This is a genomic window from Kaistia sp. 32K, assembly GCF_016629525.1.
GTDB lineage: Bacteria > Pseudomonadota > Alphaproteobacteria > Rhizobiales > Kaistiaceae > Kaistia.
In genome coordinates this window covers 4,524,941-4,550,150 of the sequence record NZ_AP024269.1, presented here as the reverse complement: position 1 = coordinate 4,550,150, position 25,210 = coordinate 4,524,941, and the positions used below count along the sequence as shown (strand labels likewise).

At 65.1% G+C, this 25,210-nt stretch carries 23 protein-coding genes and 1 pseudogene; 8 read left to right on the top strand and 16 right to left on the bottom strand.

Going from position 1 to position 25,210, the window contains the following annotated elements:
- Positions 1-180 precede the first annotated feature (180 nt).
- The 9 genes from K32_RS20975 to K32_RS20935 form a co-directional block, all read right to left on the bottom strand.
- Positions 181-756 carry a hypothetical protein gene (locus K32_RS20975; RefSeq protein WP_201401373.1) on the bottom strand — a complete coding sequence of 192 codons (576 nt, stop codon included), beginning with the start codon at positions 754-756 and terminating at the stop codon, positions 181-183.
- A gap of 80 nt (positions 757-836) precedes the next feature.
- Positions 837-1,013, bottom strand: a complete 177-nt coding sequence (locus K32_RS20970) for a hypothetical protein (RefSeq protein WP_201401372.1) — start codon at positions 1,011-1,013, stop codon at positions 837-839.
- Positions 1,014-1,217: 204 nt separating this feature from the next.
- Positions 1,218-4,046 (bottom strand): D-Ala-D-Ala carboxypeptidase family metallohydrolase, encoded by a 2,829-nt coding sequence (locus tag K32_RS20965; protein WP_201401371.1) that lies wholly within the window; start codon positions 4,044-4,046, stop codon positions 1,218-1,220.
- A 717-nt stretch (positions 4,047-4,763) separates the two neighbouring features.
- The gene (locus tag K32_RS20960; protein ID WP_201401370.1) at positions 4,764-5,132 is read right to left on the bottom strand and encodes a hypothetical protein; all 369 of its coding nucleotides are present in this window, start codon (positions 5,130-5,132) and stop codon (positions 4,764-4,766) included.
- Between the two features lie 160 nt (positions 5,133-5,292).
- The gene (locus K32_RS20955) at positions 5,293-5,526 is read right to left on the bottom strand and encodes a hypothetical protein (RefSeq protein WP_201401369.1); all 234 of its coding nucleotides are present in this window, start codon (positions 5,524-5,526) and stop codon (positions 5,293-5,295) included.
- Positions 5,527-5,554: 28 nt separating this feature from the next.
- Positions 5,555-6,946, bottom strand: coding sequence for a DUF6538 domain-containing protein (locus tag K32_RS20950; protein ID WP_201401368.1), 1,392 nt, complete (start codon positions 6,944-6,946; stop codon positions 5,555-5,557).
- A 315-nt stretch (positions 6,947-7,261) separates the two neighbouring features.
- Positions 7,262-8,095 (bottom strand): phosphatase PAP2 family protein, encoded by an 834-nt coding sequence (locus K32_RS20945; RefSeq protein WP_201401367.1) that lies wholly within the window; start codon positions 8,093-8,095, stop codon positions 7,262-7,264.
- A gap of 278 nt (positions 8,096-8,373) precedes the next feature.
- On the bottom strand, positions 8,374-9,765 hold the full coding sequence (locus K32_RS20940) for a DUF1254 domain-containing protein (protein ID WP_201401366.1): 1,392 nt from the start codon (positions 9,763-9,765) through the stop codon (positions 8,374-8,376).
- A gap of 62 nt (positions 9,766-9,827) precedes the next feature.
- The gene (locus tag K32_RS20935) at positions 9,828-11,249 is read right to left on the bottom strand and encodes a DUF1254 domain-containing protein (protein WP_244669665.1); all 1,422 of its coding nucleotides are present in this window, start codon (positions 11,247-11,249) and stop codon (positions 9,828-9,830) included.
- 239 nt (positions 11,250-11,488) lie between these two features.
- Between K32_RS20935 and K32_RS20930 the strand changes: the two genes are divergently transcribed.
- The 6 genes and pseudogenes from K32_RS20930 (at position 11,489) to K32_RS20905 (ending at position 18,175) form a co-directional block, all read left to right on the top strand.
- Positions 11,489-13,117: an MASE1 domain-containing protein gene (locus K32_RS20930; RefSeq protein WP_201401365.1), complete on the top strand. Its 1,629-nt coding sequence runs from the start codon at positions 11,489-11,491 to the stop codon at positions 13,115-13,117.
- Positions 13,118-13,173: 56 nt separating this feature from the next.
- Positions 13,174-13,761 carry a response regulator transcription factor gene (locus K32_RS20925; RefSeq protein ID WP_201401364.1) on the top strand — a complete coding sequence of 196 codons (588 nt, stop codon included), beginning with the start codon at positions 13,174-13,176 and terminating at the stop codon, positions 13,759-13,761.
- Between the two features lie 956 nt (positions 13,762-14,717).
- Positions 14,718-16,442, top strand: a pseudogene (locus K32_RS20920) (PAS domain-containing protein); the annotation flags it as partial.
- Positions 16,443-16,456: 14 nt separating this feature from the next.
- The gene (locus K32_RS20915) at positions 16,457-17,104 is read left to right on the top strand and encodes a response regulator transcription factor (RefSeq protein ID WP_201404596.1); all 648 of its coding nucleotides are present in this window, start codon (positions 16,457-16,459) and stop codon (positions 17,102-17,104) included.
- Positions 17,105-17,106: 2 nt separating this feature from the next.
- The gene (locus K32_RS20910; protein ID WP_371812734.1) at positions 17,107-17,490 is read left to right on the top strand and encodes a response regulator; all 384 of its coding nucleotides are present in this window, start codon (positions 17,107-17,109) and stop codon (positions 17,488-17,490) included.
- A complete protein-coding gene (locus K32_RS20905; RefSeq protein ID WP_201401361.1) occupies positions 17,480-18,175 on the top strand; it encodes a response regulator transcription factor in 696 nt (231 codons plus the stop codon). The genes K32_RS20910 and K32_RS20905 overlap by 11 nt, the downstream gene beginning before the upstream one ends.
- Before the next feature lie 184 nt (positions 18,176-18,359).
- Here K32_RS20905 and K32_RS20900 read toward each other — a convergent pair whose 3' ends face one another.
- The 7 genes from K32_RS20900 to K32_RS20870 all read right to left on the bottom strand — a co-directional run bounded on the left by K32_RS20900 (position 18,360) and on the right by K32_RS20870 (position 23,717).
- The gene (locus tag K32_RS20900; protein ID WP_201401360.1) at positions 18,360-19,007 is read right to left on the bottom strand and encodes a hypothetical protein; all 648 of its coding nucleotides are present in this window, start codon (positions 19,005-19,007) and stop codon (positions 18,360-18,362) included.
- Between the two features lie 34 nt (positions 19,008-19,041).
- Complete coding sequence (locus K32_RS20895) at positions 19,042-19,794, bottom strand: SDR family NAD(P)-dependent oxidoreductase (RefSeq protein WP_201401359.1); 753 nt, start codon at positions 19,792-19,794, stop codon at positions 19,042-19,044.
- 82 nt (positions 19,795-19,876) lie between these two features.
- Positions 19,877-20,494, bottom strand: a complete 618-nt coding sequence (locus tag K32_RS20890) for a glutathione S-transferase N-terminal domain-containing protein (RefSeq protein WP_201401358.1) — start codon at positions 20,492-20,494, stop codon at positions 19,877-19,879.
- A gap of 105 nt (positions 20,495-20,599) precedes the next feature.
- On the bottom strand, positions 20,600-21,013 hold the full coding sequence (locus tag K32_RS20885) for a cupin domain-containing protein (protein WP_201401357.1): 414 nt from the start codon (positions 21,011-21,013) through the stop codon (positions 20,600-20,602).
- A gap of 46 nt (positions 21,014-21,059) precedes the next feature.
- Positions 21,060-22,043 carry an alpha/beta fold hydrolase gene (locus tag K32_RS20880; RefSeq protein ID WP_201401356.1) on the bottom strand — a complete coding sequence of 328 codons (984 nt, stop codon included), beginning with the start codon at positions 22,041-22,043 and terminating at the stop codon, positions 21,060-21,062.
- Between the two features lie 68 nt (positions 22,044-22,111).
- The gene (locus K32_RS20875; protein ID WP_201401355.1) at positions 22,112-22,870 is read right to left on the bottom strand and encodes an SDR family oxidoreductase; all 759 of its coding nucleotides are present in this window, start codon (positions 22,868-22,870) and stop codon (positions 22,112-22,114) included.
- 67 nt (positions 22,871-22,937) lie between these two features.
- On the bottom strand, positions 22,938-23,717 hold the full coding sequence (locus K32_RS20870) for an alpha/beta fold hydrolase (protein ID WP_371812733.1): 780 nt from the start codon (positions 23,715-23,717) through the stop codon (positions 22,938-22,940).
- A gap of 336 nt (positions 23,718-24,053) precedes the next feature.
- Between K32_RS20870 and K32_RS20865 the strand changes: the two genes are divergently transcribed.
- Together K32_RS20865 and K32_RS20860 are read left to right on the top strand one after the other, a co-directional pair.
- Positions 24,054-24,812: a sensor histidine kinase gene (locus tag K32_RS20865; RefSeq protein ID WP_201401354.1), complete on the top strand. Its 759-nt coding sequence runs from the start codon at positions 24,054-24,056 to the stop codon at positions 24,810-24,812.
- 82 nt (positions 24,813-24,894) lie between these two features.
- Entirely contained in the window at positions 24,895-25,176 is a 282-nt protein-coding gene (locus tag K32_RS20860) for a GNAT family N-acetyltransferase (protein WP_201401353.1), read from the top strand.
- The last annotated feature ends 34 nt before the right edge of the window (positions 25,177-25,210 follow it).

Here is a 25,210-nt window from a genome sequence, read left to right as displayed (position 1 = left end):
CGTGGGTCCGTAGGTGTTCCTTGTGGCGTTTGCAGTAGGTCTCCGACAGTCCCAGTGAGGCGGAGCGTTGTGTCGGCCGCCGACATCCCGGCACCACGCAATGTTCCCGAGGATAGCTCGGAGGGCCATGGGCGCGTCCCTTGATGTCTTTCGCCTGGGTGATGCGTCGATTGCGGGAGGTCATGCGGTGCCGCCCTGCAAGAACGCTATGCCCCTCGGATAGGTGTCGGGCGTCGGGTTGTGTTCGGCCTTATGCTTGAGGGCCGCCGGCCTCGCCACGAGAAGGTCAGTCTCCTTGGCCTTGAGGAGGGACCACCGGTCGGTTGCCTTCTTTGGCAGTGGCATGAAGCGCCAGCGTCCTACCCGATGAGCGGCCTGAAGCTTCTGCATGAGCGGCCACAGGGCCAGATTGCGCCCAGCGAGCGTTCGGCCTGAAAGCCTGTTGGCGACATAGCCGTCTGGCCCCCAGTAGAGCCCGAAATCCGCCATGGCTTCGACCTCAAGAGGGGAGGTTTCGGGCACAATCTCCAGCACGCGCCCCAGTGCATGGGAGATGGCTGGGATTGGCTCGGGAGCGTAACCGGCTCCCCAAATTTGCCGCACGAACTGGCCGCCCACCACGAGGCTCACGCCATAACTACAGGCTGGAATGCTGAAGCCGCCTTTTTGGGGGGCGGGTTCGTGCCAATGGGCAATGGTCGCGGTGACCTGTTCTCCGTCCTCTACGGCTAGTAGGAAATCATTGAACTTGTTCATTCTCGTCTCCGATAACGAAAGGGACGGCGCAGTGGCCGTCCCCCAAGGTTGTTCGATGTGTGTTGGTCTGGGCGCAGGGCCTACCGGGCTGGCCCCAGGGCGTTGAGGAGGTCTCGTGCTCCCGGGTGTCCCTCGGTGCGGGCCTTGCGGTTCTCGATGATCGCCCAACGGGCCGCCTTCTGGCGGGTGAGGATCATGGGTCGGAGTTCGGGGTATTCGCGGAGGAAGTACGCCTTGGCGGCCTTGAGCATACCCACGCCGGCCGACCTCCAGGCCTCGCCGGCCCGATCGAGGAACCCCTTGCTCTCGTCCTCGGGGGCCGGGGCTTCGGTGGGCTGCTCGGCCGGGGGCTATGGCGACTGCTCGGTGGCCGGGGCGGTCTGGGCGCTTCGGGCAGCAAGCTTCGCGTCCAGGCGGCGGGATGCCTCCTGGATGAGTTCTTCCTCGGTCATATGATCTCCTTAGGCCTGCTTGCGGCCCATGTGGTCTTGGATGGCGGCCTTGGCCCAGCCGGGCAGGCTTCCGCCGTGGTGGGACGGCCCCCAGTAGCGGCGCCGGCCCCGGTCCAGGTGGAGGCTGTTGGCGTAGACGCCGATGCCCGTGAAGCCCTGCTGTGAGGCAAGGCGGATGAGGTTGACGCGGTCGGCCTTGCTCAGGCTTGAGACGTCGATGTCCACCGCATTGCCATGCTGATGCTGACTGTGCTTCGCACCGCCCGCCTTCTTATTGCGTGCCGCGTCTCTGAAGCCGGACACGATGGGGAGGTCCCGTCCCCAAGCTGCCTGAAGGCTCGCCACGCGGTTCTTGAGGTCAGGCTTGAGGTGGTCCAGGTCGGGCTGGTAGCCGCGCTTATTGGAGGTGACGAGGCGGCTCGATCCGTTCCTCTGGGTCCCCAGGGCCTGGTGTAGTGCAGAACGGGCCGCCTTGGATCCCCTGATGCCCGGGGCGAACGCCTCCCACTCACCGCCCATACTCTGGATGAAGGCGCTCGGGGTCATCTTCCCGCGCAGGACCTTCCTGAGTCCCCGCCGCTCCAGGAGCCAGTCTGCAACACGGTCCTGCGTCGCCGCGTCGTACTTGTCGGAGCCCTTCAGGCCGAGGGCCGTGCGGGCATCCCTGAGGGTCTGCTGCACTGTCTGGTATCGGCCGACTGCGGAAGAGTTCCACTTGTTGTCAGGATGACGCAGCATCTTTGACTGGAGGGCGTCCACCTCGTCGAGCGTCATGGAGGTGATCTCGACGTCACCACCCGTGAGGGCCCCATGGCCCAGCGTCTCGTTGTAGGACCGCCTGCCCCCTCCCTCGGTACCCTCGGCGGAAGCGATGAGGTCCCGTAGGGAGGCTGTGCCTCCAGCCTGGCGGGTGGGGGGATTGTCGAAGAGGCTCTGGAGGTCCCCCCGAGTCTGGGACGAGATGGAGTTGGTGGTGGTTGGGTCTACACCGTCCCCGCCCGTCAGGCCGTCAAGTTCCTCCTGGAATAGACGGTTGGCTTCGTCGAGGGAGACCCCGTGCCTCTTTGAGATGGCCTCCACGGCACTCCGACGGGCCGGGCTCTGTGTCTCCAGCGCAGGCGGCATCTTCTCATTACCCGTGATGCCGAGCACATCTCCAGCCGCCCTGAGGGCGTCCTGGAACCATCCGCCACTGTCCGTCGCCTTGTAGGAGGCTTCGTCCTGGGCCGCCTGGGCCTTACGGTCTGCCTCCTGGGCCGACTGGTCCGCCTCCTGGGCCGCACGGGCATCGGCCTCCGCCTTCTTCGCCTCCGACTGGTAGATGTTGACGTAGGTGTCGTTGGGGTCCGGCTTGAGGCGATTGCGGATCACATCGCCCATCTCGCGGGCGGCCTTTTCCTTCTCCATCATGGAGGCATCGGGGTTCCGCTTGTCCCAGTCGAGGAGCATCTGGCGGTAGTCGTAGAGTGCCTCATAGGCCTCTGGGGAGATTGGCATATCTCCGTCGATCTTGGCCGCCAGCTCCGAAAGTCCGGCCTCGCGGGTCAGGAGCTTCACGGTGTCCTTGTAGGTTGGGGACGTAAACACCCCACCTTCGGCGGTAGCCTTCTTGACCGCCTCCACGCGATCGATCGCCTTGGTGAAGGTGGCAGGGTCCTTGATCACACCTAGATCCATCATCTTGCGGACGTAGTCCTTGCCGGCACCCTGGTCGATGTCCGCGTAGACCTGGAGGATCGAATGAGGGTCCTCCTGGCTGCCGCCGGACATGAACTGCTTCTTGACCTGTGCCAGCTTGTGGCGGGCCTCGCCGTCCCTACGGCTTAGCTTGACGATCAGCTCCTCGGGAACCTCTTTGCCCTGGTAAATCGTGGCGTAGGCTTCCGAGTACCATTCCTCCTGCTGTGCCTTCTCCTGCCTCTCCCTTTCCCGGGCGATCTCAGACCCCATGGCTCCCTGGGCCGCCTTGATGCGGTCCTGGGTCTTGGTCATCTCCTCGCGGACCTTCGGGTCGAAGTTCATCGGGTGCTCCTTGCCGGGGAGCTTCTTGTCGAGGAGCTTTAGGACCTCCATGTCGGAAGTACGTTCGGCCTGGAGGAGGATGGAGTCGACGATGAGTTTGTCGACTGGGACCTCCTGCTCACCCCGGGCGAGGGCCTCTGCTCGGATCTGCATGGTCTTGTCCCAGAACGCGTTCCAGTCCGTATTCCCCGATGCGCGACCTTCGTCGAGGGTCTCCGTTAGGGCGTGGGTGATCGTCGCACCCGTGGTTGCCCGGGCCCCCTCCGTGATGCGATCGTCGCGCTCCTTCATGAAGGTCCCGTATCCGGAGACCGTGATGCGCTCCAGGTGAGGCGCGAGGCCGGACAGGACGTGAGGGTCCTGCTCGTCGCCCACGTTCTCCTTCATCCAATTGGCTACCCACGCGGCGTATGCATCGCTGTCCGCATCGTGGCGGCCCTCCCAGGACTGGTAGTCGAGGGAGAACTTGTCGCCGTACCGGAGGCCCGTAAGGTTGCCCTGGGCCTTCTTGTACGACTCCATGTAGACGGGAGAAGAGCTGGCAGGGACCAGACCCTGGCGCACTGCCTCCACCCAGCCGACCTGGTTGTTCCGGTTGAAGTCCACGATGGCACGGGCCTTGTCCGCGTCTTCGGTCTCGGCCTTCTTCTTGTTGAGGTATCCCCCAAGCCCGGCGTCGAAGGCCGCGAGGCCCGCCGCGAGGTCGTGCAGTTGGGATCGGCCGGGCTCGGCGGGGCGGACATAGGAGGAGACCGGGGTGGCGATGCCTTGGATGGCGCTGGGCGCAGAGACCTCGCGAACTTGCTGACGTGCCATTGAGATAGTCCTTTCGGGACAACAAAAGGCCCGCGTCCTCACGGTCGAGACCTAGAGGAGAGGCGGGCGGATGATGAATCTGTTGAGGGTGGGAAGGCGGGAAGTTGCCACCTAGGGCGGCGGACAGAAGCGGGGCTGAAAAAGACGGCGGTCGAGAACTAGCGTTTGAATACCAGCGAATTGACGGCGCGTCGGCGGCGCTATGCCCTTAAGGCGAATTGCGGTGGCATATGTCTAAATTCTAGTATGAGGCAATTTCTAATCATCTGATTTTACTTGGATTTTTCGGTCCAAAATGCGGAGATTTTCTCCGAGTGTTGGCGTTGTGACAGTGGTCTTGCCGCGTCGCCAATTCGCGCCGTCCACCTGAAGATAGCGCCGCGTATTCCACTTCCCATTGTGGTCCACAACACGCAGTCGGCCGGCCTTTTCGTGGCGCTTGAGCCACTCCGTCACCCGGTCCACATGCCAGCCCCGGGCTTTAGGTACCATGCTAGAGGGCTTGTCCTTCCGGCCCCACCAATCGCCATACCAGAGGTCAACGAGGTCCCGCGCTGTCTTCGGATATGTCGCCTTCTGCATGTGCTGCTGGCAGCGCTCCAGGAGGCCGTCGCTACCCTGCTCAAGGCGCTTCCGCTGTGTCGTCGGCTTCCGATAGGGCATTGGCGGCGGATAGCTCCTTTTCAAGTACAAGGGAATTAGGCAGTAGCCGCTCCGCTAATCCGCCTTCCGTAATATCAAGTCTAGCTGCCGGATGAGTCCGCGCCCCCGGGGCGTCAGGTGGAATGTTTTCTTGCGTCCGCTGCTCGGGTGCTCGTAGGTCTGCACAAAGCCGAGACCGGGCTTTTCAAACCTATAGCGCTCCCCGAGATAGCGCATGTGCTGCGAGAGGGAGCTGGGAGCCGTCCCAATGCGGGCCGCGAGGTCTTCCAGGCTCATTCGCTCCCCGGCGCTGTCCACATGGTCCTCCCATACGGCGACGCCTAGCAGGGTCGCGGCCACCGTCACGGGTAGGTCGCGATGCTCCGCCAGGAGACGGCGCTGGGCGTCGAGTAGGGCGCGGATGTGCCGGGTGTTGGTACTCATTATACATATGTCCGTATGGAGGGCCGGGAGGAGCGGCCCGGTGTAGAGCTCGCTCCCCCGTGATGGTGGCCGGGAGGAGCGGCCCGGTGTAGAGCTCGCTCCCCCGTGATGGTGGCCGACGAGGATGTTGCAGGGCGGCGCTTCGGGTGGCTCTCTGCCCCTATCGGCGGGGCGCTCCGTTACCTGCCTCCAGGTCGCTCTTCCAGCCGTTCACCCACGGGGTCAGGTCGGCGCCGGAGGCCCACTCCATCAGGAAGGCTCGGACCTCGAATTCCTCGATATGCTCGATGGCGAACGCGATGGCCTTCTCGGGGGCTTTCAGTAGTTCCAGCATTTCGGCGTTGCTGGTGGCGTTTGAGACGGCCGGGAAGCGGGTGGAAGTGGTCGCGGTCATGGGGAATTCCTCTGAGTTGTCTTGATCACTAGCGCTTGGGATTCGCGATGGGGCTTGCCTGTTTGGTGCCGGCGCGAGGGGCATCTGGAAGCTTGACGGCTTCCACCAAGGCACGCTTGGCGGCTTCCCCCGACTGCCCGGGGTAGTGCCGCATGGTCAGTCGCAGGATGTCCTTAGCCCCCTCATCATCGTGACCGACGACATCGGCGATGGTCCAAGGCGTGAAGCCGGGATTGCCGCCCTCCAGGGCCTCGACCGCCTTGCGAATGAACCAGCGGCGGAACGAGTGAAAATCCACGTTGCTCTTGGCCTTGTCGTTGGGCCGTTCGTCCACGCCTATCTTCCGGCGATACCGGGTGAATGCCTTGGCGGCAGGGTCCGAGCGGCTATCACGGGAGGGCGGTGGCGGCGGTAGGCCGTCAATTAGGTGGGCAGTCGCTGGTCTCCCCTCGCTGCGACGGGCCACTATGCCAGCAAGGCCAGGATGGATTGGTATGGTCCGCGCGGCATTGGTCGTCTTGCCGTGGTGAACTTGGAAGCTGCCTCCAATGCAGTCGGCCACGCGAAGCTGGCAGATTTCCTCCAAGCGCATGCCACTCAAGGCTGCAATACGCATCAAGTCCGGGAGGTAGAGGCTCGGAGGAGGGTGCATCAGGTCGGTCATCGGGCCGTGTACAAGTCGGGCCGTCTCATCGTCCGTATACGCCCGCTTGCCTCTGTCGGGCTCGGCGTTTCGGTCCGGGCGCGGTGCGGCGGGAACTTCCTGCCCTATCCAGGGACTATCCTCCACATGGCCGCGCAGCTTCAGCCATTTCCAGTATTCACGCAGGAAACCCAGATAGGCGGTGGCTTTCTTACGATCACGCCCGATGCAAAGTGACTTCTCGATAAACCGGCCTGCCGTCTTACGCGTGACGGCCTCAAGCGTGACCGGCAGGTGTTCGGTCCTCAGCCAGCCGCCAAGCCAACGCAGAACGCGCTCGAAGTCACCTCGGGTCTTCAACCGATAGTCAGCCTTGAAGGTGAGGAAGGCACTCGCGTGGTGGTCTAGGGGCGTCGTCTGTCCACTGGCAAGGCCATAGAAAGCGACGGCGGCTTCATGCCCTTCTGCTGCGGCGATCCGCTGGGCTCTGTCGTGGAGCCAGTATTGAGTGCCCTCATCTTCGGCATGGAGGCGCAAGCGTAGAGCCTCGGCCTCACGGGGATCGCTCGTGGCGGCGGCACGGCGGGCCTGCGCAATGGCACCCTTCATGCGGGTGACGACAGCCCACTTCCGCTCGTTGGCTTCCTTGAGGTCCGCCGTGCCAAGGGCCTGCTTGAAGCGGGTCCGGCCAAGGATCGTCTGGAGCTTCCGGGGCACGAAAACTACTACGCGCCACTGCTGACCATGCCACTCTAGATATTGCTGCGGACCGGCCATGCTCTATATCTTGCTCCCCCAAAATGCTCCCCCATAGAGGGAGCCAAAAGGCAGCAACGTCAAGGGGGAAAAGAGGTCTTGCCACCTGTCGGAGAGCGTCTCCCCCTCTCCGCCATTTAACTTCACGACATCGTTGGTTTTTACCCGTTCGCCCGATGGGCCGAGCGGCTGTTGGTGATGGTCGGTCTCGACGCAATTCGTGAAGGCCACGACCTAGGCACTCCGGCTGAGAAGGCGCGCCTCGAGGCTGCCTCTCGCGTGGAGGGGCGCGAATGACGTCCTGGCCGAGTTGTCGCGAGTTCGAGAGCCGCCGGCCTACAGCGCGCCTGGCAGCCGGATCGCCAATGCCGAACTCTCGGCGTTGCAGTCACGTGACGGTTTCACTTCGTCGTCACGGGCCCTCAGATATTCCTGCCGGGCTATGGCCATGTCCTCGCGAAAGTGGGGATTGGAATGGATCTTCGCGACCGTCGCTCCTGCCATGAAGCGGCCTGCCAGAATGTCGCTTTGCCAATGGACATTGCAGATCATTCGGCTTTCGCCGAACGACCGGCCCCGAGCAATGATTTGATTGGCGCGGTCCGGCGCCACCTCCACCAAAGCGAGGGCTGCTCCCCACCCCAAGGCCGTGTGCCCGGAGGGATAGGACCCGTCGGCGCGGAGCTCGGCGTCTTCCTCAGGCGTGCACATGGTCTCGCCATTGACGACGAACGGCCTCAGGGCCTGGTAGCGACGCTTGGCTCCATCCGCCGACGTGCCGGCATCAACCATGACCCGTTGAAGCATCTGATAGAGCCGGGGCGTTCCTGTTCTGGAAATTTCGATACCGACAGCGCACGCAAAGGCGCCAACGGCGTCGTCTGGCGCGAGGCTCGCGTCTCTTTTCGCCAGTTCCCAGCGCGGCGTCCCGCGCAGGGCAGCCGCCCGATTGTGCATCTGCTGGTCAAGCGCGCCTGATTCCGAACCGGATCCCGGCGGCGCTGGCAGCAGAGCCACGCTATCGAGTTTCTCATCCTCCAAGAGGTAGCCCGCAGGCACACCCGGCATCAGTTCCGGCACGCCGTCCCTGACCTGGGCGGAGGTGGGCCATGCGCTGGTCAGCAGTGCCAAACCCGCGCCAGCAACCCGAAGAACTGCAAGTCTGCTCATCGATCCTCGCGATTGGTGTTCTTGCCCACATCAAATATCCGTCGTGTTCGTGCAAGCAATTCTGAACGGCGGCTGCAACCACTTCGTAGATCTCGATCCGAGCGCTCCCGCCGCACTGTATTTCTGCTGTCGGCTCGATGCTTTGGAGCTGGTCGAGGTGCAGCCTCACATTTCTCTCGCAGACACAAAGCGACCAGCGCCTGGGGCAGCCAGGCGCGCATTCCATGACAGGAAGCGGTCAGCGAACCGACGCTTCCTGTCATGGCTCGTGGCGTGTCTCAGTTCACGCGCTGGACAGGCGGAGGCGCCCACGAACCATTGGTCGCCTCGGCCTTGGGCCAATACAGGCGCAGGTTCATGGTGAACGCACCGCTCTTCGGGGCCGGCAGCCAATTGGCTTCCTTGTCGGGGCCGGGCGAAGCCGCCTGCACATAGAGATCGAGGGAGCCATCCTCGTTGAAGACGAGCGGGTCGCGGTCGCCAATGGCGTAGCGGTCGATCGGATTGGGCGCAAAGAGCTGGCGCTCGTCATACATGGTCAATGACCAGAAGCCGCGCACGGGCGGTATCTGATCCCGGGCGAAATGCAGGACATAGCGGTTCTCGCTACTGAACGGCTTGCCCTCCGAGTCGGCGAACGCCGTCGGATAGAGGGCGTCCTCGATGACGTTGGCGCCATAGCCGCCATAAGCCACACCGGCACGATGCAGATAGTCCGTGCCATAGGTGCCGATGGCGGTCACGTTGGTCCGCCAGCCATTCGCCATCACCCCGGCCGTGGCCCACGCGTTCTTGATCTGCGGCAGCGCCACGCCGGGAGCTGCCTTGAGTGCCTCCTGGATGGCTTCCGGGGCCGATGCGAGATCAAAGCTCTTGCCGGGCTCGATGCCGATGCGCTTCATCCGGTCCAGCATGGGGTGATCGTTGGCGTGCGGGGGATTGTCCTTCATCAACTCGGCGAACTTGGCGAAGAACGTCGCCGCGTCCATGTGGTCGATCTGATCTGGCGGCGCACTCATGTCCTGATCGGGGTCGACAACTCCGATCGGCGGCGTGTAGGGCTTGCCGTAGGCGGACAGGGGAACGGCCTGCATGCCGTCCTGGAACTTGCGGACAGCCTCGTAGTCGGACTTGCCGTTGGTCTGCGTCCGCCCGATCAGGAGCCCCAGACCCGTCGGGCTCCGGTATGCCGTCACGCCCTCGGGCAGGGTTCCCTCCCAGTCGGGGCCGACAATCGCGAAGACCTGCTCGCCATTGCCGCTGGTGCGTGTGCCGGGAACGGTGAAGATATCGCTCCACATGTCGAGGAACGGCAGCAGGTAGTAGCGTCCGTCGGATCGCGGAACGCTGATGACGAGGGGTTCCCGGGTAACGTCATAGCCGAGGGACGAATACAGGGTGTCGGCATTCGGCCGGACGACAATGGTGAAGTTGACATCCGGGAATTCGCGCATATGGCCGAACTGGTTCAGCGGCGCGCTTGTTCCTATCGGCTTTTCGACATTCTTGCCGACATCGAAGGTCACCCCCGAAAGCACCAGCGGATAGGCATAGATGAATGCCTCCCGCGCGATATCCCGTGCCTCCTCGGGCGAGACCGGCTGCGCAAGCGCTGCCGGCCCTCCAAGAGTCAATCCCGCGAATGCCGCGAGAGCGAGCAACGTCCTCATTGATCCCTCCTGGGAATTGTTGCGTCTCGGCAAACCGGAGGCCGGCCTGGAGGCTGCCCTTCTCAGTTCAGCCTGGTGAACGGCGGCGGCGACCAGCTGCTGTCGAGCACTTCCGCGCGCGGTGAGTAGATCCGCATGCTGGGCTGGAACCGTCCCTTGGCCGCAGGAAGCCAGTTGGCCTCCTTGTCCTTGCCGGGCGAGTCCGCCTGCACCACGATGTCGAGCGATCCATCGTCATTGAAGGCGAGTTCGTCATAGCTGCCGATGGCAAAGCGATTGACGGGATTGGGCACCTGGAAGCCGTCCATGTCGTACATGGTGATCGACCAGAAGGCATCGGCCGGCGGCAACTTGCCCTTTTCAAAGTGCAGCACGTAACGATTCTCGCCCGTCAGCGGCTCGCCCGCGCCATCGAAGGCGGCGGTCGGATAGACGGCATCCTCCGGCAGGTTGGCACCCAACCCGCCCTTCGCGACGAGCGTGCGCTTGAGATAGGACGTGCCATAGGTCCCGATATTGTCGTTCTGGATGGTCCAGCCGTTGACCACCTTGCCGCTGCGTTCCCAGGCCGCCTGCAGGCCCTGCAGCGTCTCGCTGGCCGCCTTGTTGATGATGGAGATTGCCTGCTCATCGAGCTTCGACGGGTCGAAGGGCTTGCCTGGCTCGATGCCGAGCGCCCGCAGCCGTAACAGGATCGGATGATCATTGGCATGCGGCGGGTACTTGGCCAGGAGATCGGCCAGCCGGGTCAGCATCGCGACGCCGTCCAGATTGTCGACCTGAACGACCGGGGGCGTCTTGTCGTCGATTGTCGGGTCGGTGGAAGCCTGCGCGGGGGCGGTGGGATCCTTGCCCCATTGTGACAACGGCGTTAGCCGGTAGCCATCCTGCACCTTGTGGACATTGCCATAATCCGCCGGACCGTCCGTCTTGGTCCGGCCGATGATCCAGACCGCAGAGGTCGGCGCGACGATCCGGGCCATGCCGTCCGGCAAACTGCCCGTCCAGCCCGGCGCGACAATCGCGTAGTCGCCAGCCTGTGTGCCCGTCGTGCGGCTGCCGATCACGGCAAAGACGTCCGTCCACATGTCCAGCATGGGCAGCAGGTAATACCGCCCCTGGGTATCCGGCACAGAAACGATGATGGGCTCGGGCGCCAGATCGAGCCAGGCAAACGAGTAGAGCGTGTCGAAGTTGAAGCGGACGACATCCTTTTCGCCGGCCTCGGGATAGGCGCGCGCGTGGGCGAACCGGTTGACCGGGGCACGCAAGTTGATCGTCTGCGCATCCGGTACATTCGTCGCCTGCCGCATCGTCACGTCCATGGAGACGATCGGATAGGCGTAGAGATAGGCATCCCTGGCGAGGGCATAGGTCTCGTCGGGAGAAAGGGTCGGCTGGGCGTGCGCGCCGCCGACCGCCGAGGTCATCACGAGACCGAAAACCGCAGATTTGAGAAAGTCACGAAGAGCTCGTCGAGCCACGACATACCTCCGAGATGGATATTCATATCAACCGCAGACGGCGCTGCGGGGCTTTTCCCGGATGATGGTGAACCTTCATCACCCTGGCAGTTGAACTGTGGTGGACGGAAGTGGATGGATGCTAATCACGCAATAACAGAGGTTCCAAGCGTACAAATACGGTACGCTCCCCCCGTGGAAATACGTAACGAGCCTCCCGAGCGAGGCGATAGGGGATGTCTCCGCATGAGCGGCCGGCCGTGAACCCGACATCCGAACTCGCCGCAGGGCGGCTCGCCGTTTCGTCGGCGGCTGGCGAGGGGCGCCCGGATCATCCGGTCCGGTCTCCGGCGGCCCGTTTTGGCCGGAACCCTGCCTTGTTCCTGGCGGCGGCCATCGTCTGCTACGTGACGCAGACCCTCGCCCTGCTGATCTGGTTTCAGCCCGACAAGTCCAGCCCGATCTGGCTGCCCGGCGGGCTCCTGCTCGCGGCGTTGATGCTGCGGCCAAGGCGGGACTGGCTGGCGCTCGTGGCCGGCACGATCCTTGGCGGATGGATCGGCCTGCTGCCGCTTGGGCGGCCGTTCGGCTACGCGCTGGCCGGCTATGTCCTGATCTGCCCAGTCATCGTGATGGTCGCACGCGCCCTGACGCCGGCGCGGCTCGCGCTGTTCGCCAGCGGGCGCGCCTTTGCGCGCTTCTTCCTCCTCGCCGTGGTCGCCCTGCCGGCCTATTCCGGCCTGGTGACGGCCGGTATTCTCCATATGGCGGGAAAGCGGCCCAGCATCCTCACCGCCTGGCTGAGCGTGGCGCCGTCGCACGCCATGAGCTTCCTGCTCGTGACGCCGCTCGCGTTGACGCTTGCGGGATATCGGCGCCCGCCCCATCGCAGTGTGCAGTCCATTGCGGTGGAAGCCTCGCTACTCGCCATCGCCATCCTGACCGTGTCGGTCGGGCTCTGGTCGGTCGTTCCGAACGCGCCGACGACGCTTCCGCTCCTGCTGTTCGCGCCCCTTCCCGTGCTGCTGCTGGCGGCCCTGCGCTTCGGCGCGCTCGGATCGACGGTCGGTCTGCTCCTGGTGGCGACGCCGGCGGCGGCCCTGAGCGTCTATCAAGGCAGTCCGTTCGACGGCGGACAGACCAATGTCCACCTCATGCAGATCTGGTTGCTCAGCGTGGGTCTGCTGGTCTATGTCCTCGCCATCCTTTCGGATCAGCAGCGGAGGGCGCAGGACGATCTGGCGGCCAGCCAGGTGCGCATCCACCATCTGGCGACGCGGCTGCTGCAGGAACAGGAAACCGAGCGCGCCCGCATCGCGCGAGAGCTGCACGACGGCGTCAACCAGCACCTAGCCCTGCTGGCCATCCAGGCGAGCCGCTTCACCGGCGCCGGTGCGGGCGAAGTCGGGATGGCCGATTTCCGGTCCCTGATCGCGACGACCAGCGAGGAGGTCCGGCGCTTATCGCACAATCTCCATCCCGCCATCATCGAGCATACCGGGTTGGTCCCGGCGCTTCAGTCGCTCGTCGACGACGTGGCCAGGGCATGGACGGGTAAAATCCACTTCGTGTGTGACGTTGCGTCAGGCCGGCCCGACTATGCGACGTCGTTGTGCCTCTACCGGGTCGCACAGGAAGGGCTCGGCAATGCCGTTCGGCATGCCAGGGCACACGCGATTGTCGTGCGTCTGACCCGCAGCGCAACAAGCTACCAGCTTAGCATCAAGGACGACGGCGAAGGGTTCAATCTCAACGCCATCGGAACGGCACCGGGCCTGGGGCTGATCAGTATGCAAGAGCGTGTTCGACTGGCGAATGGTACCTTGACTATCCGAACAGGTCTGGGGGAAGGGACGGAACTTTGGATCGAGATGCCAGCGACAGCCTAGGTGGCAGGCGACCGCGCGTTTTGCTCGGGGATGATCATACCATCGTGGCCGAGGGAGTGGCGCAGCTGCTGCGTCTCGACTACTGCGTGCTGCCGCTCGTCGCGGACGGCCTGCGCCTGGTGGAGGTTGCCATGAATGGGGCTCCCGACCTCGTCATCACCGATATTTCCATGCCGTCAGCAAGCGGTATCGAGGCCACGCGCCGGCTGAGGGCCGCCGGCGCCACAGTTCCGATTCTGTTCCTGTCGATGCACACCGAGCCGGCCATGGTGGAGGAAGCGTTCAGGGCGGGTGCGCAAGGCTATGTCGTGAAGTCCATGGCGGGCGATGATCTGCTCCGCGCCATGCGGGATGTCCTGCGTGGCGGAACCTATGTCAGCCCATCCCTCTGGTCCAGGTGCGCCCGTAACGAAGCAGCGCCCAAGCTTACCGCTCGCCAGCGCGAGGTTCTGGATTTGCTCGTCTCCGGATTCCGTTCGCGTGAGATCGCCACGAAGCTCAACCTATCTGTTCGCACGGTGGAAGCGCACCGTCAGGCGCTGCTGAGCATCTTTGACGTCCGCAACGGCATCGAACTCGTCAGGGAGGCTGGCCGACTGCGCATTGGAGCGGCGGCGGAACCCTTCAAACGAACGTGGCCGTAGACACCTAGGACGGGCGATCCGTAGTTTGTGGCCTCGAATGGCCAACAAGCAGCGCGAAGCCGATCGTCCGGTGTGGCCAGACGGTTGTCGCGATCGGTCGCAAGCCTATTCGGCCTGACCCACGGCAAGTCATCCAGGATGCCAGTGAAGCCACCGAGCGGACTTCGGAGCCATCTCATGGATTTCCATGAGATGCGATCGGCGTGGAACGGAACTAGAGTCGGGAAGTCGCCAGCCCCTCTGTTGGAGGCGGGCGCCGCTGAAGACGTTGGTGCCCAGCTTGTTCCCCTTTCCCGGCAGGAGCGGCCAATATGATCCGAGCGCGTTCCGAGCCACGTGCCATTCCTGCGATCGTCGCCGCTGTCGTCGGGTTCGGCGCCTGGGCGATGACCGGTACGTTGTTCGGCCTCCTGGCGCCGATCGCCGCCCTGTTCTATTGCGCCGGCGAACGCGCGTTGCGGATCCTGTTGCCGGTCGGGATCCTTGTCACCGTCGGCGCGGCGCTGGCCGCCGTCGTGGGTATGGAGGAATCGCGCTATCTCGCCCTGACCTGCGCCTGGTTTTTCGCGGTCGCCCTGTGCACGGCGCCGCTGGTCGCGCCGGGCGCGACGGCGGCGGCGCTGGGCGGGGCTGCGCGTCGGATTGCTCCCGCCGCCGCCGCCGGTTCCGCCGCGAACGCTCCGGCCGGCGGGTCGCTGTCATCTGGCAGCGTGCCCGCGGATGAAGCATGGGCTCTCGCCGAGCCGCCGGGCGACACCGAGGAGGCGGTGCGGGCGGCGCAGGTGATCGAGCGCCTGCATGGGGCCGCCTTTGCCTTCGATGTCACCGGGGCGTTTACCTACGCAACCCCGATCGCCCGGACGCTGTTCGGCGACGGCAAGTCGCTGGAGGCTCTCAATCGCCCGCTCGGGGAAAGGTCCTTCCTCGACGGTGGCGACCTCGGCTGGAAATTCGGCGTGCATCCCGATGACTATGAGGGCGTCGCTGCCCGGCTGCGCGGATGCCTGAAGACGGGCGCCGACTTCGACCATGAGTGGCGCGTCCTGCGCCCGGCCGGCCAATCCCACTGGCATCGGTTCGTCGCGCGGCCGACGAGGGACAGCCGGGGCCGGATCACCGGATGGTATGGCGTCGGGCTCGACATCCAGGCGTACAAGAGCACCGAGACGGCGCTGCGTGAGCGGGGACGGCTGCTCAAGCAGTTTGTCGATGCCGTGCCGGCGATGATCTGGAGCACGACGCCGGAAGGGACGCCGGCCTATGTCAACAAGCGGTTCACCGACGTCATCGGCTGCGGCGTCGGGGATATCACGGCGCCGGACGGCTCGCTGACCCTCAGCGTTGTAGTGCATCCGGATTACAGGCACGCCGCCGAACAGACGCTCGCCCGCTCGATGGAGACGGGCGATCCCTATGTCATGCAGTATCTGCAGCGCCGGGCGGATGGTTCCTATCGATGGACGGCGACCCGCGCCGAGCCCTTGCGCGACGAGACCGGCAGTATCCTGCAATGGTATGGCGTGTGCGTCGACATCCACGACATGGTGACCGCCGAGGCGGCGCTGCGCGAAAGCGAGCGCTCGCTTCACCAACTCTTCGAGACGCTGCCTGCGATGATCGATTGCGCGCTGCCGAACGGCGAGCCGATCTATCGCAGCCGGGGACTTCGCGAATTCCTCGGCTACAATCTCGAGGATCTGGACGAGTCCGAAGGGTCGAGGCTTGCCAGGACGCTCGACGCCGGCGTGCATCCCGACGATCTCGACGGGGTCAAGGAACGGTACGCCCACTCCCTGGCAACCGGGGAGCCCTATGCGCGCCGGCATCGCCTGCGGCGCTTCGATGGCGAGTATCGCTGGGTCGAGACGCGCGCGGCGGCGATGCGCAATGCCGAGGGAACCATCGTGCAGTGGAACGTCATCTGCCTGGATATCGACGGCGAGGTCCGCGCCCAGGAGGAACTGCGTCTTGCCCGGGAGGGCGTCGCCCGCGCCAGCCAGGCGGCGAGCCTGGCCGAGCTATCGGCCTCGATCGCGCATGAGGTGAACCAGCCGCTGGCGGCGATCGTCGCCAATTCCTATGCCTGCAATCGCTGGCTCTCCGCCCAGCCGCCGAATGTCGACCGGGCGAAGACGACCGCCGAGCGGATCATTCGCGACGCCAACGCGGCCGCGGATGTCGTTGGCCGCATCCGCGCCCTGTTCCGGCAGTCGGTGGAGATGAGGACCAGCACGCCGCTCGCGAGCATCGTGACGGAAGCGTGCCGCCTCATGGCCGATGAGGCCATCCGGCGGCGGATCCGCATGGATGTCGACATCGAGCGCGACCTGCCGCTCGTCTCGCTGGACCGCGTCCAGGTGCAGCAGGTGCTGGTCAATCTGATCCGGAACGGCATGGACGCGATGGATTTCATCGGAGAGGGCCGGGTGCTTGGATTGCGCGTGCGCGTGGCGGGCGATGTGGTCGAGACGGAGGTCAGTGATCGCGGCCCTGGCATTCAGTTTCCCGAGCGGATCTTCGACCCGTTCTTCACCACGAAGTCGGAGGGGATGGGCATGGGGCTCGCGATCTGCCGCTCGATCGTCGAATCGCACGGCGGACGCCTATGGGCGGAAAAGAACGAACCCCAGGGAGCAAGGTTCATCTTCACCTTGCCGATTGAAATGAAAGCAGCGCCATGAGGACCGGTGACCACATGATGACCGGTGACCACGTTGTCTACATCGTGGATGACGATGCGCGGATAAGGGAGGCGCTCGGCGAACTGCTGGAATCACACGGCATCCGGGCCATCCCGTTCGTGTCGGCCGGCGATTTCATCAACGCGGAGAAGCCCGATGTTCCGGCGTGCCTGATCCTGGATGTCGAGTTGCCGGATATCAACGGTCTCGACCTGCAGAAGCAGATCGCGACGGGCGAGCATCCGCCGATCGTCTTCATCACCGGGCATGGCGATATCCCGTCGTCGGTCCGCGCCATCAAGCGCGGCGCCATCGATTTTCTCACCAAGCCGTTCAGCGACGCGGATCTCCTGGAAGCGGTCGCGGCGGCCATTGCCCAGGATCGGGAGCAGAGGTTGCTGCGCGCCGAATTCGGCCTGCTGAAGCAGCGCTATCTCGAACTCACCCCGCGCGAACGCGAGGTCATGCCGCTGGTCGTCAGCGGCCTTCTCAACAAGCAGGCGGCGGCCGAGCTCGGAATCGGCGAAGTCACGCTGCAGATCCATCGAAGGAACGTCATGCGGAAGATGGAGGCGACCTCGCTCGCCGATCTCGTGCGCATGGCGGAGAGACTGGAAATCCCGGTCACCCACTCGCGACGGTCGGGAGGGCATTCATCGTGAGCATGCGGAAGGCCGTCGTGGCGGTCGTCGATGATGATCCGAGACTGCTCGAATCCATGGAGGATCTTCTGGAATCGGCCGGTTACGGCGTCTGCAGTTTCGCGTCGGCGCAGGCCCTGCTCGGGCGCGGATGGTCGGGCATCGACCTGCTTATCACCGATATCGGCATGCCGGGCACGGACGGCTTCGAGCTGCGCGACCTGGCGCAGAAGGCGCGTCCGGATCTGCCGGTGTTCCTGATCACGGGTCGTCACGAGATCGCGGATCAGAACCGGGTCCGCAGGATTACCGGTTTTTTTCGCAAGCCGTTCGACGCCCAGCTCCTGCTCGCGGCCGTCGCCAACGCCTTAGCTGACAGAGAGATGGAGGGCGAAAATGAGAGTTGAACCATCGTCCCAACGCAGGCTGGCGGCCGCATCCGCGCCGCGTGCCAGCGAGCCGGAGCCGCCTCTCGTCATCGTGGTGGACGACGACATGGCCGTCCGGGAGGCGCTGCTGGAGCTGATCTTTTCGGCGGGTCTGCAGGCGGTCGGTTTTGCTTCCACGCGCGATCTGCTCGAAGCCGAGGTGCTGGATCGTCCCGGCTGCCTCGTGCTCGACGTCAGAATGCCGGGTGCGAGCGGCCTCGATCTGCAGCAGCAGCTGACCCGAAGCAGCAATCCGAAACCCATCATCTTCCTGACCGGCCATGGCGATATTCCGATGACGGTTCAGGCGATGAAGGCGGGCGCCGTCGATTTCCTCACCAAGCCGGTCCGGGATCAGACGCTGCTCGATGCGGTGCTGGCGGGCATCGCGGTGGATGCCGTGCGACGATCCGAAGCCGCCATCGTCAAGCGCAATGTCGAACGGGCGGAAACCTTGACGCCGCGCGAACGGGAAGTCCTGCATCAGGTGGCGCGCGGCCGCCTCAACAAGCAGATCGCCTTTGCGCTCGGGATCACCGAGGTGACGGTCAAGCTGCATCGCGGCAACGTCATGCGCAAGATGGAGGTCGCCTCCATCGGCGAACTGATCCGGGCCTGGGAGACGCTGCCCGCCTCGATGCGGGACATCGAGCCCGCGCGATGACGGGCGCCGTTTCGGCGCACCGTGTGCATCGGCCGGGTCGGGCTTTTGATTTGTTGACGGCGAGCTTTTGGGCGGCTGCTAGTGCCTAGCGATAGGCTTCGCCAGCACCGCGTGCGAAGCCGGGATCTCCGGCAAGGAAGCCGGGCGCCGCTTCGGGCGGGCGGGACCGGAATCCCGGCCGATTTCACGCGTCGAAGGGAGCACTGGCGATGAAGTCGACCGAGGAGGGCGCCCTGTATCCCTGGATGTATCGCTCGCCGAAGTCGCGAACGAAATTGTCGTAGGTCGTCTCCGGCTTCGTGCTGGCGATATGGCAGAAGCACCGGGTCATGCGGCGCTTCATGTCGGCGCGCGGGTAGGCCTCGACGATCCGGGCCATTTCCGCGGGCGGGATCAACTCATGCTGCAGCCCGATCACGTCGAGGCAGATGCCGGCCGTGCAGAGCGCCACCTCCGCCTCCTTGTAGAGGCCGATCGACGGCGTCGAGTTCAGGGCGACGCTGTCCCAGATCAATTGGGCGCGGCGCTCGTCGACGCCGCCTTGGCGTGCGAAGTGACGGGCGAGATCCGCGCCTTCGACTTCGAAGCGGCGCGGACCCTCGAAGCGCTCGTTGAGCGTGATGTCATGCAGCAGCGTTCCCAGGGCGACGACTTCCGCGTCATGGGCGACGTCGCGAAGCTGTCCGAGCCGCGCCGCGAACAGCCAGGAGCGGACGACATGGTTGAACAGATAGGGCTCGCATTCCCGACGCGCGTGATCGAGCGCCTTTTCGACCAGCGGCGTATCCGCCACCGTGATGCCGGCGAGCTTTCGTGTAGCGGTTCCGTCCATGTCCGTGTCCCTTTCCGAAACGCGTTGGTGGAGGTCAGGTGAGCCCGAGGCCGCCATCGACGGCGATCACTTGGCCGGTCACCCATTCCGACGCCGGATCGGCCAGATGGAGGATCCACCGGGCCACGTCATCCGGGCTGCCACGCCGCTTGAGGGGGATCTGGTCGCGTTCCGCTTCCTCGATCGCCAGCGCATGCTCGGGCGAAAGCCCCATCATGCTCGTCAGTGCTCCCGATTCCGTCGGGCCGGCAGCGATGGCGTTCACGCGGACGCCGTCCGGCGCAAGCTCCAGCGCCCAGCAGCGGGTCAGGTGCTCGAGCGCCGCCTTGCTGGCGGCGTAGTGGGACAGATCGGCGGCGGGCTTGTGCCCGAACGTGCTCGATATGTTGAGGATCGATCCCTTTGTCGCTGCCAGGTGCGGAAGCGCCGCAGCCGCCAGCAGGCTCGGCCCGATGACATTGACCGCGAAGATGCTCGCGATCCGATCGGCGGTCGTATCGGAAAGCGGGAGGAGGGCGCCGGCGCCGGCGTTGTTGACCAGAACGTCCAGGCGGCCCCAGGCGTCGATGGCGCTGGCTATCGTGCGCGCAGCGTCCTCGGGCTCCGCGACATCGGCGACCAGTCCAGTGATATTCGAGTGCGTGGCGGCCATTTCCTCGAGCGGCGCCGCGCGGCGGCCGGTGACGACGACCTTGGCGCCCCTTCCGGCAAAGCCCAGCGCCGCGGCGCGGCCAATGCCGGAGCTTCCGCCTGTGATGATGACGATCTTGTTTTCGAGCGTGGTCATGAATTCCCTCCTAGCAAGCGAGTGGCTGGCAAGAGCCGGGCGGATTCGCCATCCCATTTCGGGCGTCGGGAGCTTGTTTCGATCAAGCCGACGACGCGCGTCCGCGCTCGCGCAGCGAGATTAGCCCCTCCTGCAGCAGGGCGGCCTGCACCGCCGGCCGCCGCGTCATGCGGTCCCGCATGGCGAGGAGCGGCGCCGGGATGTCGACCTCGAAACGCTCGGCCCAGAGCAGCATCACGAACAGGTAGAAATCCGCCACGCTCGGCGCCGGTCCGAAGAGGTAGTCGCCCGCGAGGGCGTCGGACTGCTCGTTCAGCAGGCTCGAAATCGTGACCTTGGCCTTGGCCTTCTGGATGTCGGTACTGGCGTGCCACAACGGCTTGAAGCTCCGGTGCACTTCGGTCGAGATGAAGGCCAGGGCTTCCAGCACGCGCGTGCGGCCGAGATTTCCGGAGATGCCGAGGGCCGGATATTGCGTGGCGAGCCAGTCGAGGATGGCGATGTTCTCGGTGAGGACTTCGCCATCGTCCAGCACGAGCGCCGGAACGTAGCCCTTGGGCGTCACGAGGCTGAAATCGCCTCCCGTTTCGGTCCGCTTCGTCTTGAGGTCGACGCGCTCGCGATCGAAGGCCGCGCCGGCCTCCAGCAGGGCGATATGGTCGGCTAGGCTGCAGGCGAGGGGGCTGTAATAGAGCTTCATGTCTGAAAACCTTCTGGTCCGGGGCGGACCTCGCGGCGAGGCGGGAAGCGGACGGGGAAATCGGAACCGTCGCGCCGTTCGCTTCCCGTCTCCCGGGGCTCGGCCTCACTCGTCGTAGGGTGTCGTCAGTTCCGTCTCGTCGGTGTCGACGACGAACACGGCGATCAGCCGCGCCGGCTCGGTCGTGCTGGCGTTTTCGCTGACGCCGTGCCGGTCGCCCGGAAACTCGCCGAAGGCTTCGCCGGCGCGATAGGTGGTGATCGGCCCGTTATTGACCTTGCTCCGGATCGCGCCTTCGAGGACGCGGGCATAGATGAAGGCGGAGTTCGGATGCGTATGGGCCGAGGATGTGCCGCCGGGCTCATAGTCGACCAGTACGATGCGCATGCTCTTGCCCGGAACGTTGGGCAGCTTCTGGTCGTAGACCAGCGAGACCTTGTCGCCCGACGGCTCGTGCGCCTGCGCGCCGGTTACGAGGAGGGCCGCCAGAGCGACCGCAAGGGGGAGCGTTCTGTTCATGACAGTTGCTTTCGGGTTGGCTGAAGGGGGGGAGATCGTCAGGCGGCTAGGCCTTGATGAAGGCGAGCAGGTCGGCGTTGACCTGGTCCTGGTGTGTCGCCGTGACGCCATGCGGCGCGCCAGGGTAGTAGATCGCCCTGGCGTCCGGGATCAGCTTCTCCGCCTTTCGGGCGGAATCGTTCACCGGCACGATCTGGTCATCCTCGCCGTGCAGGAGCAGCGTCGGGACGTTGATCTTCTTCAGATCTTCGGTGAAGTCCGTCTCGGAGAACGCCTTGACGCACTCATAGGCGTTCTTGATGCCCACCTGCATGCTCCAGAGCCAGAACTGGTCGAGCGTGCCCTTCGATATGGTCGAGCCGGCCCGGTTGGCGCCGTAGAAGGCGATGGCGAACTCCTTGTAGAAGTCGGCGCGATTGCGGGCGACGCCCGCGCGGATGCCGTCGAATACTTCGATCGGCAATCCCTCCGGATTGGCGCTGGTCCGGAGCATGATCGGCGGAACCGCCGAAACCAGCACCGCCTTGGCGACCCGCCCCGTTCCGTGCCGGCCGATATAGCGGGCGACCTCGCCGCCGCCGGTGGAGTGGCCGACCAGCGTGGCGTCCTTGAGGTCGAGCGCCTCGATCACGGTCGCCAGATCGTCGGCATAGGTGTCCATGTCGTTGCCGGACGAGGCCTGGCCCGATCGGCCATGTCCGCGCCGGTCGTGCGCGACCACACGAAAGCCGTTCTGCACCAGGAAGAGCATCTGGCCGTCCCAGGCGTCGGAATTCAGCGGCCAGCCATGCGAGAAGGTAACGACCGGGCCGCTGCCCCAGTCCTTGTAGTAGATCGGCGTGCCGTCCTTCGCGACGAGGGTGCTCGCGGCGGCTGCCGCTCCAAGCGGCTCGGCCGGCGCAAGCTTGGCCTCCTGTTTCGATCGAGCGCTGGCCAGCATGGGCAGGCTGGTCGTGGCCGTCGCGGCCAGCGCCGTCAGCAGGACCTGGCGGCGCGAGGTCGCGGTCCGGGTTCGGAAATCGTCTTTCATGGCTGCCTCCTGTGATTTTGGACTGGAGGCCCGCCGCCGCGTGGCGGACGTGCGGGCCGGTGCTGGGATCAAGGGCGCTGGGGCGAGGCCTGGGCGAACCAGTCCTCGAAGCGCACCCGCCCGAGGCGGGGATTGGCGCCGGGGACCAGCGACAGGTCCTCGAGCTCGGTGCCGAAATACTGCGCGCGCGGATCCGAGATCACCTGGCGCGGATCCTTCACCATGGCCAGGAACCGCCCGACGAGGTCGCTGATGCGCGCCCGCTCGGGGCCGGCGATCTCGATCGTGCCGTTGATCGGGGCGGAGAGGGCGACGTCGGTCATGATGTCGGCGACGTCGTCCGAAGCAATCGGCTGGAAATAGGCCGACGGCAGGGGAATCCTGTCGCCCACCGCCGCCGATTTGGCGATCGAGCCGAGAAACTCGAAGAACTGCGTCGAATGGACGATCGTGTAGGGGAGGCCGGATTCCTTGATCAGCTTCTCCTGAGCCACCTTGGCCCTCAGATAGCCGCTCTTCGGCAGGCGTTCCGTGCCCACCACCGAAAGGGCGATGTGATGCTTCACGCCGGCCGCGATGCCCGCCGCGAGCAGGTTGCGGCCGGCGGTCTCGAAGAACTCCAGGACGGCCTTGTCCTCGAAGGACGGCGAATTGGCCAGGTCGATGACGACGCTGGCTCCCTTCAGCGCCTCGGACACGCCTTCGCCGGTCAGGGTGTTGATGCCGTTGTTGGGCGATGCCGCGAGGACGTCATGCCCCTTTTCGCGCAGCCTGGCGGCCGTCTTCGAGCCGATAAGCCCGGTGCCGCCGATGACGACGATCTTCATGTCGAAACTCCGTTATTGAGTTTGCTGGGAGGGCGATGTGCCGACCGATGCGATCGGCACATGTGCGTCAGGGCGCCTTTGCGGCGTCCTCGATGAGCGAGGCGACCTTGTGCGGATGGGAGACCATCAGCGCATGCGAGGCGCCTTCGACGACCACGGTCTTCACGGCGTGGGCACGCTCCGCCATGAACTTCAGAACCTCCGGCGGAATGTTCCGATCGGCCGAGCCGTAGATCGAATAGGTCGGAATTGTCTTCCAGGTAGGGGCGCCGGAGGGCTCGGCCAGGGCCGCCGCCGTCACCGGGCGCTGCGTTGCCGCCATCAGGCTGGCCGTTTCGGCGGACACGTCGGCCGCGAACTGCTGGTGAAACTTGGCGGCCTGGACATAGAGGTCCTGGCCGCCGCCGGACAACGGCACCGGCTGCAGCGCCTCGCCCAGCGTGCTGCCGGGGAACTTCGACGAGAGCGTGAGGCTGGATTCGCCCGCCTCCGGTGCGAACGCGGCGACATAGACCAGCGCCCGGATATTGCTCTTGCCGTCGGCAGCGGCGGTGATGACCGGGCCGCCATAGGAATGGCCGACCAGGACGACCGGTCCCTGGACGGACTCGATGACAGTCGCGACCGCCGCCGCATCGCTGGCAACGCCGCGAAGCGGGTTGGCGGCCGCGATGGTCCGGTAGCCGTGCTGATTGAGCTCGGCGATGACGCCATTCCAGCTCGACGACTCGGCGAAGGCGCCGTGAACCAGCACGATCGTCGGCTTGCTTTCGGATGCATGCGCCGCGGCGCCGAGGGCGGCCACGAACGCCGCGCCAAGCATCATTGATCCAAGAGGGATGGGCATTGTCTTCTCCATGGGCTGGGATAACCACGGCTTGAACAATGCGATGCGGCCTGCGTTCAGGACTATCGAGCCCAAGAATATGCCGCGTAGTGCGAAGGTCTAGGATGAGCGCGCCGCAGGTGGGGGCTCTGCTTGTACCGAGATGGAGCAGCACACCGGCTTTCGGTTGCTCCGGTCGGGATCCCTGTCTTCGGAGCCTCTGCCGGAACCGCCGGGAGCCTATGCCGCGGTATGGCCCGGCCTCATCCTTGAGCCAATCGACCGCCAAGGCCCGCCGACGCTAGCGTCCGCCTAAGATCAACATCGTCACGCGCCGTCGCGCCAAGGGGGTTCGAATTGTCGCCTGCAGAAACAACGCCGGAACGTCCCGGCGATCCTGACTTCGCCAGGCGCGCGGATCTCGCCGCCTTTCGTCCTGCGCAGCCGTCCACGGCAGGCATCGTGCACGACCTCGGCAATCTCATTCAGGTCGCGTCGTCCGCTCTGAGCCTCGTCACGCGCGACGCGACCGTGGCGGCGACGCCCGCGCTGGAGCCCGTGCTCGCCGGCGCCAGGATGGCGCTTCAGCGGGCCGGCGCGCTGGTCCGGGAAACGCTGGTCCGCGCCGGCGACGAACATCGCGCGCTCGAGCTTTCGAATGTCGGGACGTGCCTTGGCGAGGTCGAGGCGCTGATCCGAAGCGTCTGGGAGCCTGGTCTGTGCCTCCAGGTTCGGGCCGGCTTCGATCTGCCGGCCGTGAACTGCGATCGCCTGGGCCTGCAGAACGCCATTCTCAATCTCGTCTTCAACGCGCGCGACGCCATGCCGGATGGCGGGCTGGTCCGGATCGATGCGGCGGCGATCGTCCGAGGCGCGGATACGCTGGTGGAGTTCCTGGTCAGGGACAGCGGCATCGGCATGACGCCGGAGACCGCCCGGCGCGCCTTCGATCCGTTCTTCACGACCAAGGGAACAGGCCTCGGCGGCGTCGGCCTGCCGATGGTGAAGCATTTCGCCGAGCAGCATGGCGGCAGCGTCGAGATCGAGAGCGCGCTCGGATCGGGCACGACGGTGATCCTGCGGCTGCCCGCCGCGAGGCACCCGCTTGAGGCTTAGCGGATAGGCGCGATACGCGCACTGCCGGAGAGTTTGGCTCGAAGGCGAATTCAACCCGGCAGCAACACAGGAGGACACGCTCATGCAGGCCAGCGTCAGGGAAAATACCCGACTGCGGCGGTTCGAACTGCCGATCGCCAACGGCGAGATCGCCGCGGCCTATTACCGGATCGAGGAAGGGCGGGTGGTCCTGATCCACACCGAAGTCCCGTTCGAATTTTCGGGCCAGGGGATCGCATCGTCCCTCGCGCGCGGAACGTTCGACCTGCTCCGCCGGAGCGGCCGGAAAGCCGTGCCGCAATGCAGCTTCATGAGCCAGTTCCTGGCCAGCCACGCGGAATATGCCGACCTCATCGCCGGCTAACCGGCGGAGCTTCCGGACGAATTCGGGCGGTGAT

Coding starts and splice junctions, on each gene's coding strand:
- K32_RS20955 (WP_201401369.1), bottom strand. CDS start 5,526: ATGACCGCGACCACTTCCACCCGCTTCCCGGCCGTCTCAAACGCCACC.
- K32_RS20885 (WP_201401357.1), bottom strand. CDS start 21,013: ATGAACAGAACGCTCCCCCTTGCGGTCGCTCTGGCGGCCCTCCTCGTA.
- K32_RS20960 (WP_201401370.1), bottom strand. CDS start 5,132: ATGAGTACCAACACCCGGCACATCCGCGCCCTACTCGACGCCCAGCGC.
- K32_RS20895 (WP_201401359.1), bottom strand. CDS start 19,794: ATGACCACGCTCGAAAACAAGATCGTCATCATCACAGGCGGAAGCTCC.
- K32_RS20950 (WP_201401368.1), bottom strand. CDS start 6,946: ATGGCCGGTCCGCAGCAATATCTAGAGTGGCATGGTCAGCAGTGGCGC.
- K32_RS20890 (WP_201401358.1), bottom strand. CDS start 20,494: ATGAAGCTCTATTACAGCCCCCTCGCCTGCAGCCTAGCCGACCATATC.
- K32_RS20860 (WP_201401353.1), top strand. CDS start 24,895: ATGCAGGCCAGCGTCAGGGAAAATACCCGACTGCGGCGGTTCGAACTG.
- K32_RS20900 (WP_201401360.1), bottom strand. CDS start 19,007: ATGGACGGAACCGCTACACGAAAGCTCGCCGGCATCACGGTGGCGGAT.
- K32_RS20905 (WP_201401361.1), top strand. CDS start 17,480: ATGAGAGTTGAACCATCGTCCCAACGCAGGCTGGCGGCCGCATCCGCG.
- K32_RS20940 (WP_201401366.1), bottom strand. CDS start 9,765: ATGAGGACGTTGCTCGCTCTCGCGGCATTCGCGGGATTGACTCTTGGA.
- K32_RS20880 (WP_201401356.1), bottom strand. CDS start 22,043: ATGAAAGACGATTTCCGAACCCGGACCGCGACCTCGCGCCGCCAGGTC.
- K32_RS20910 (WP_371812734.1), top strand. CDS start 17,107: ATGCGGAAGGCCGTCGTGGCGGTCGTCGATGATGATCCGAGACTGCTC.
- K32_RS20945 (WP_201401367.1), bottom strand. CDS start 8,095: ATGAGCAGACTTGCAGTTCTTCGGGTTGCTGGCGCGGGTTTGGCACTG.
- K32_RS20875 (WP_201401355.1), bottom strand. CDS start 22,870: ATGAAGATCGTCGTCATCGGCGGCACCGGGCTTATCGGCTCGAAGACG.
- K32_RS20915 (WP_201404596.1), top strand. CDS start 16,457: ATGATGACCGGTGACCACGTTGTCTACATCGTGGATGACGATGCGCGG.
- K32_RS20870 (WP_371812733.1), bottom strand. CDS start 23,717: ATGCCCATCCCTCTTGGATCAATGATGCTTGGCGCGGCGTTCGTGGCC.
- K32_RS20975 (WP_201401373.1), bottom strand. CDS start 756: ATGAACAAGTTCAATGATTTCCTACTAGCCGTAGAGGACGGAGAACAG.
- K32_RS20965 (WP_201401371.1), bottom strand. CDS start 4,046: ATGGCACGTCAGCAAGTTCGCGAGGTCTCTGCGCCCAGCGCCATCCAA.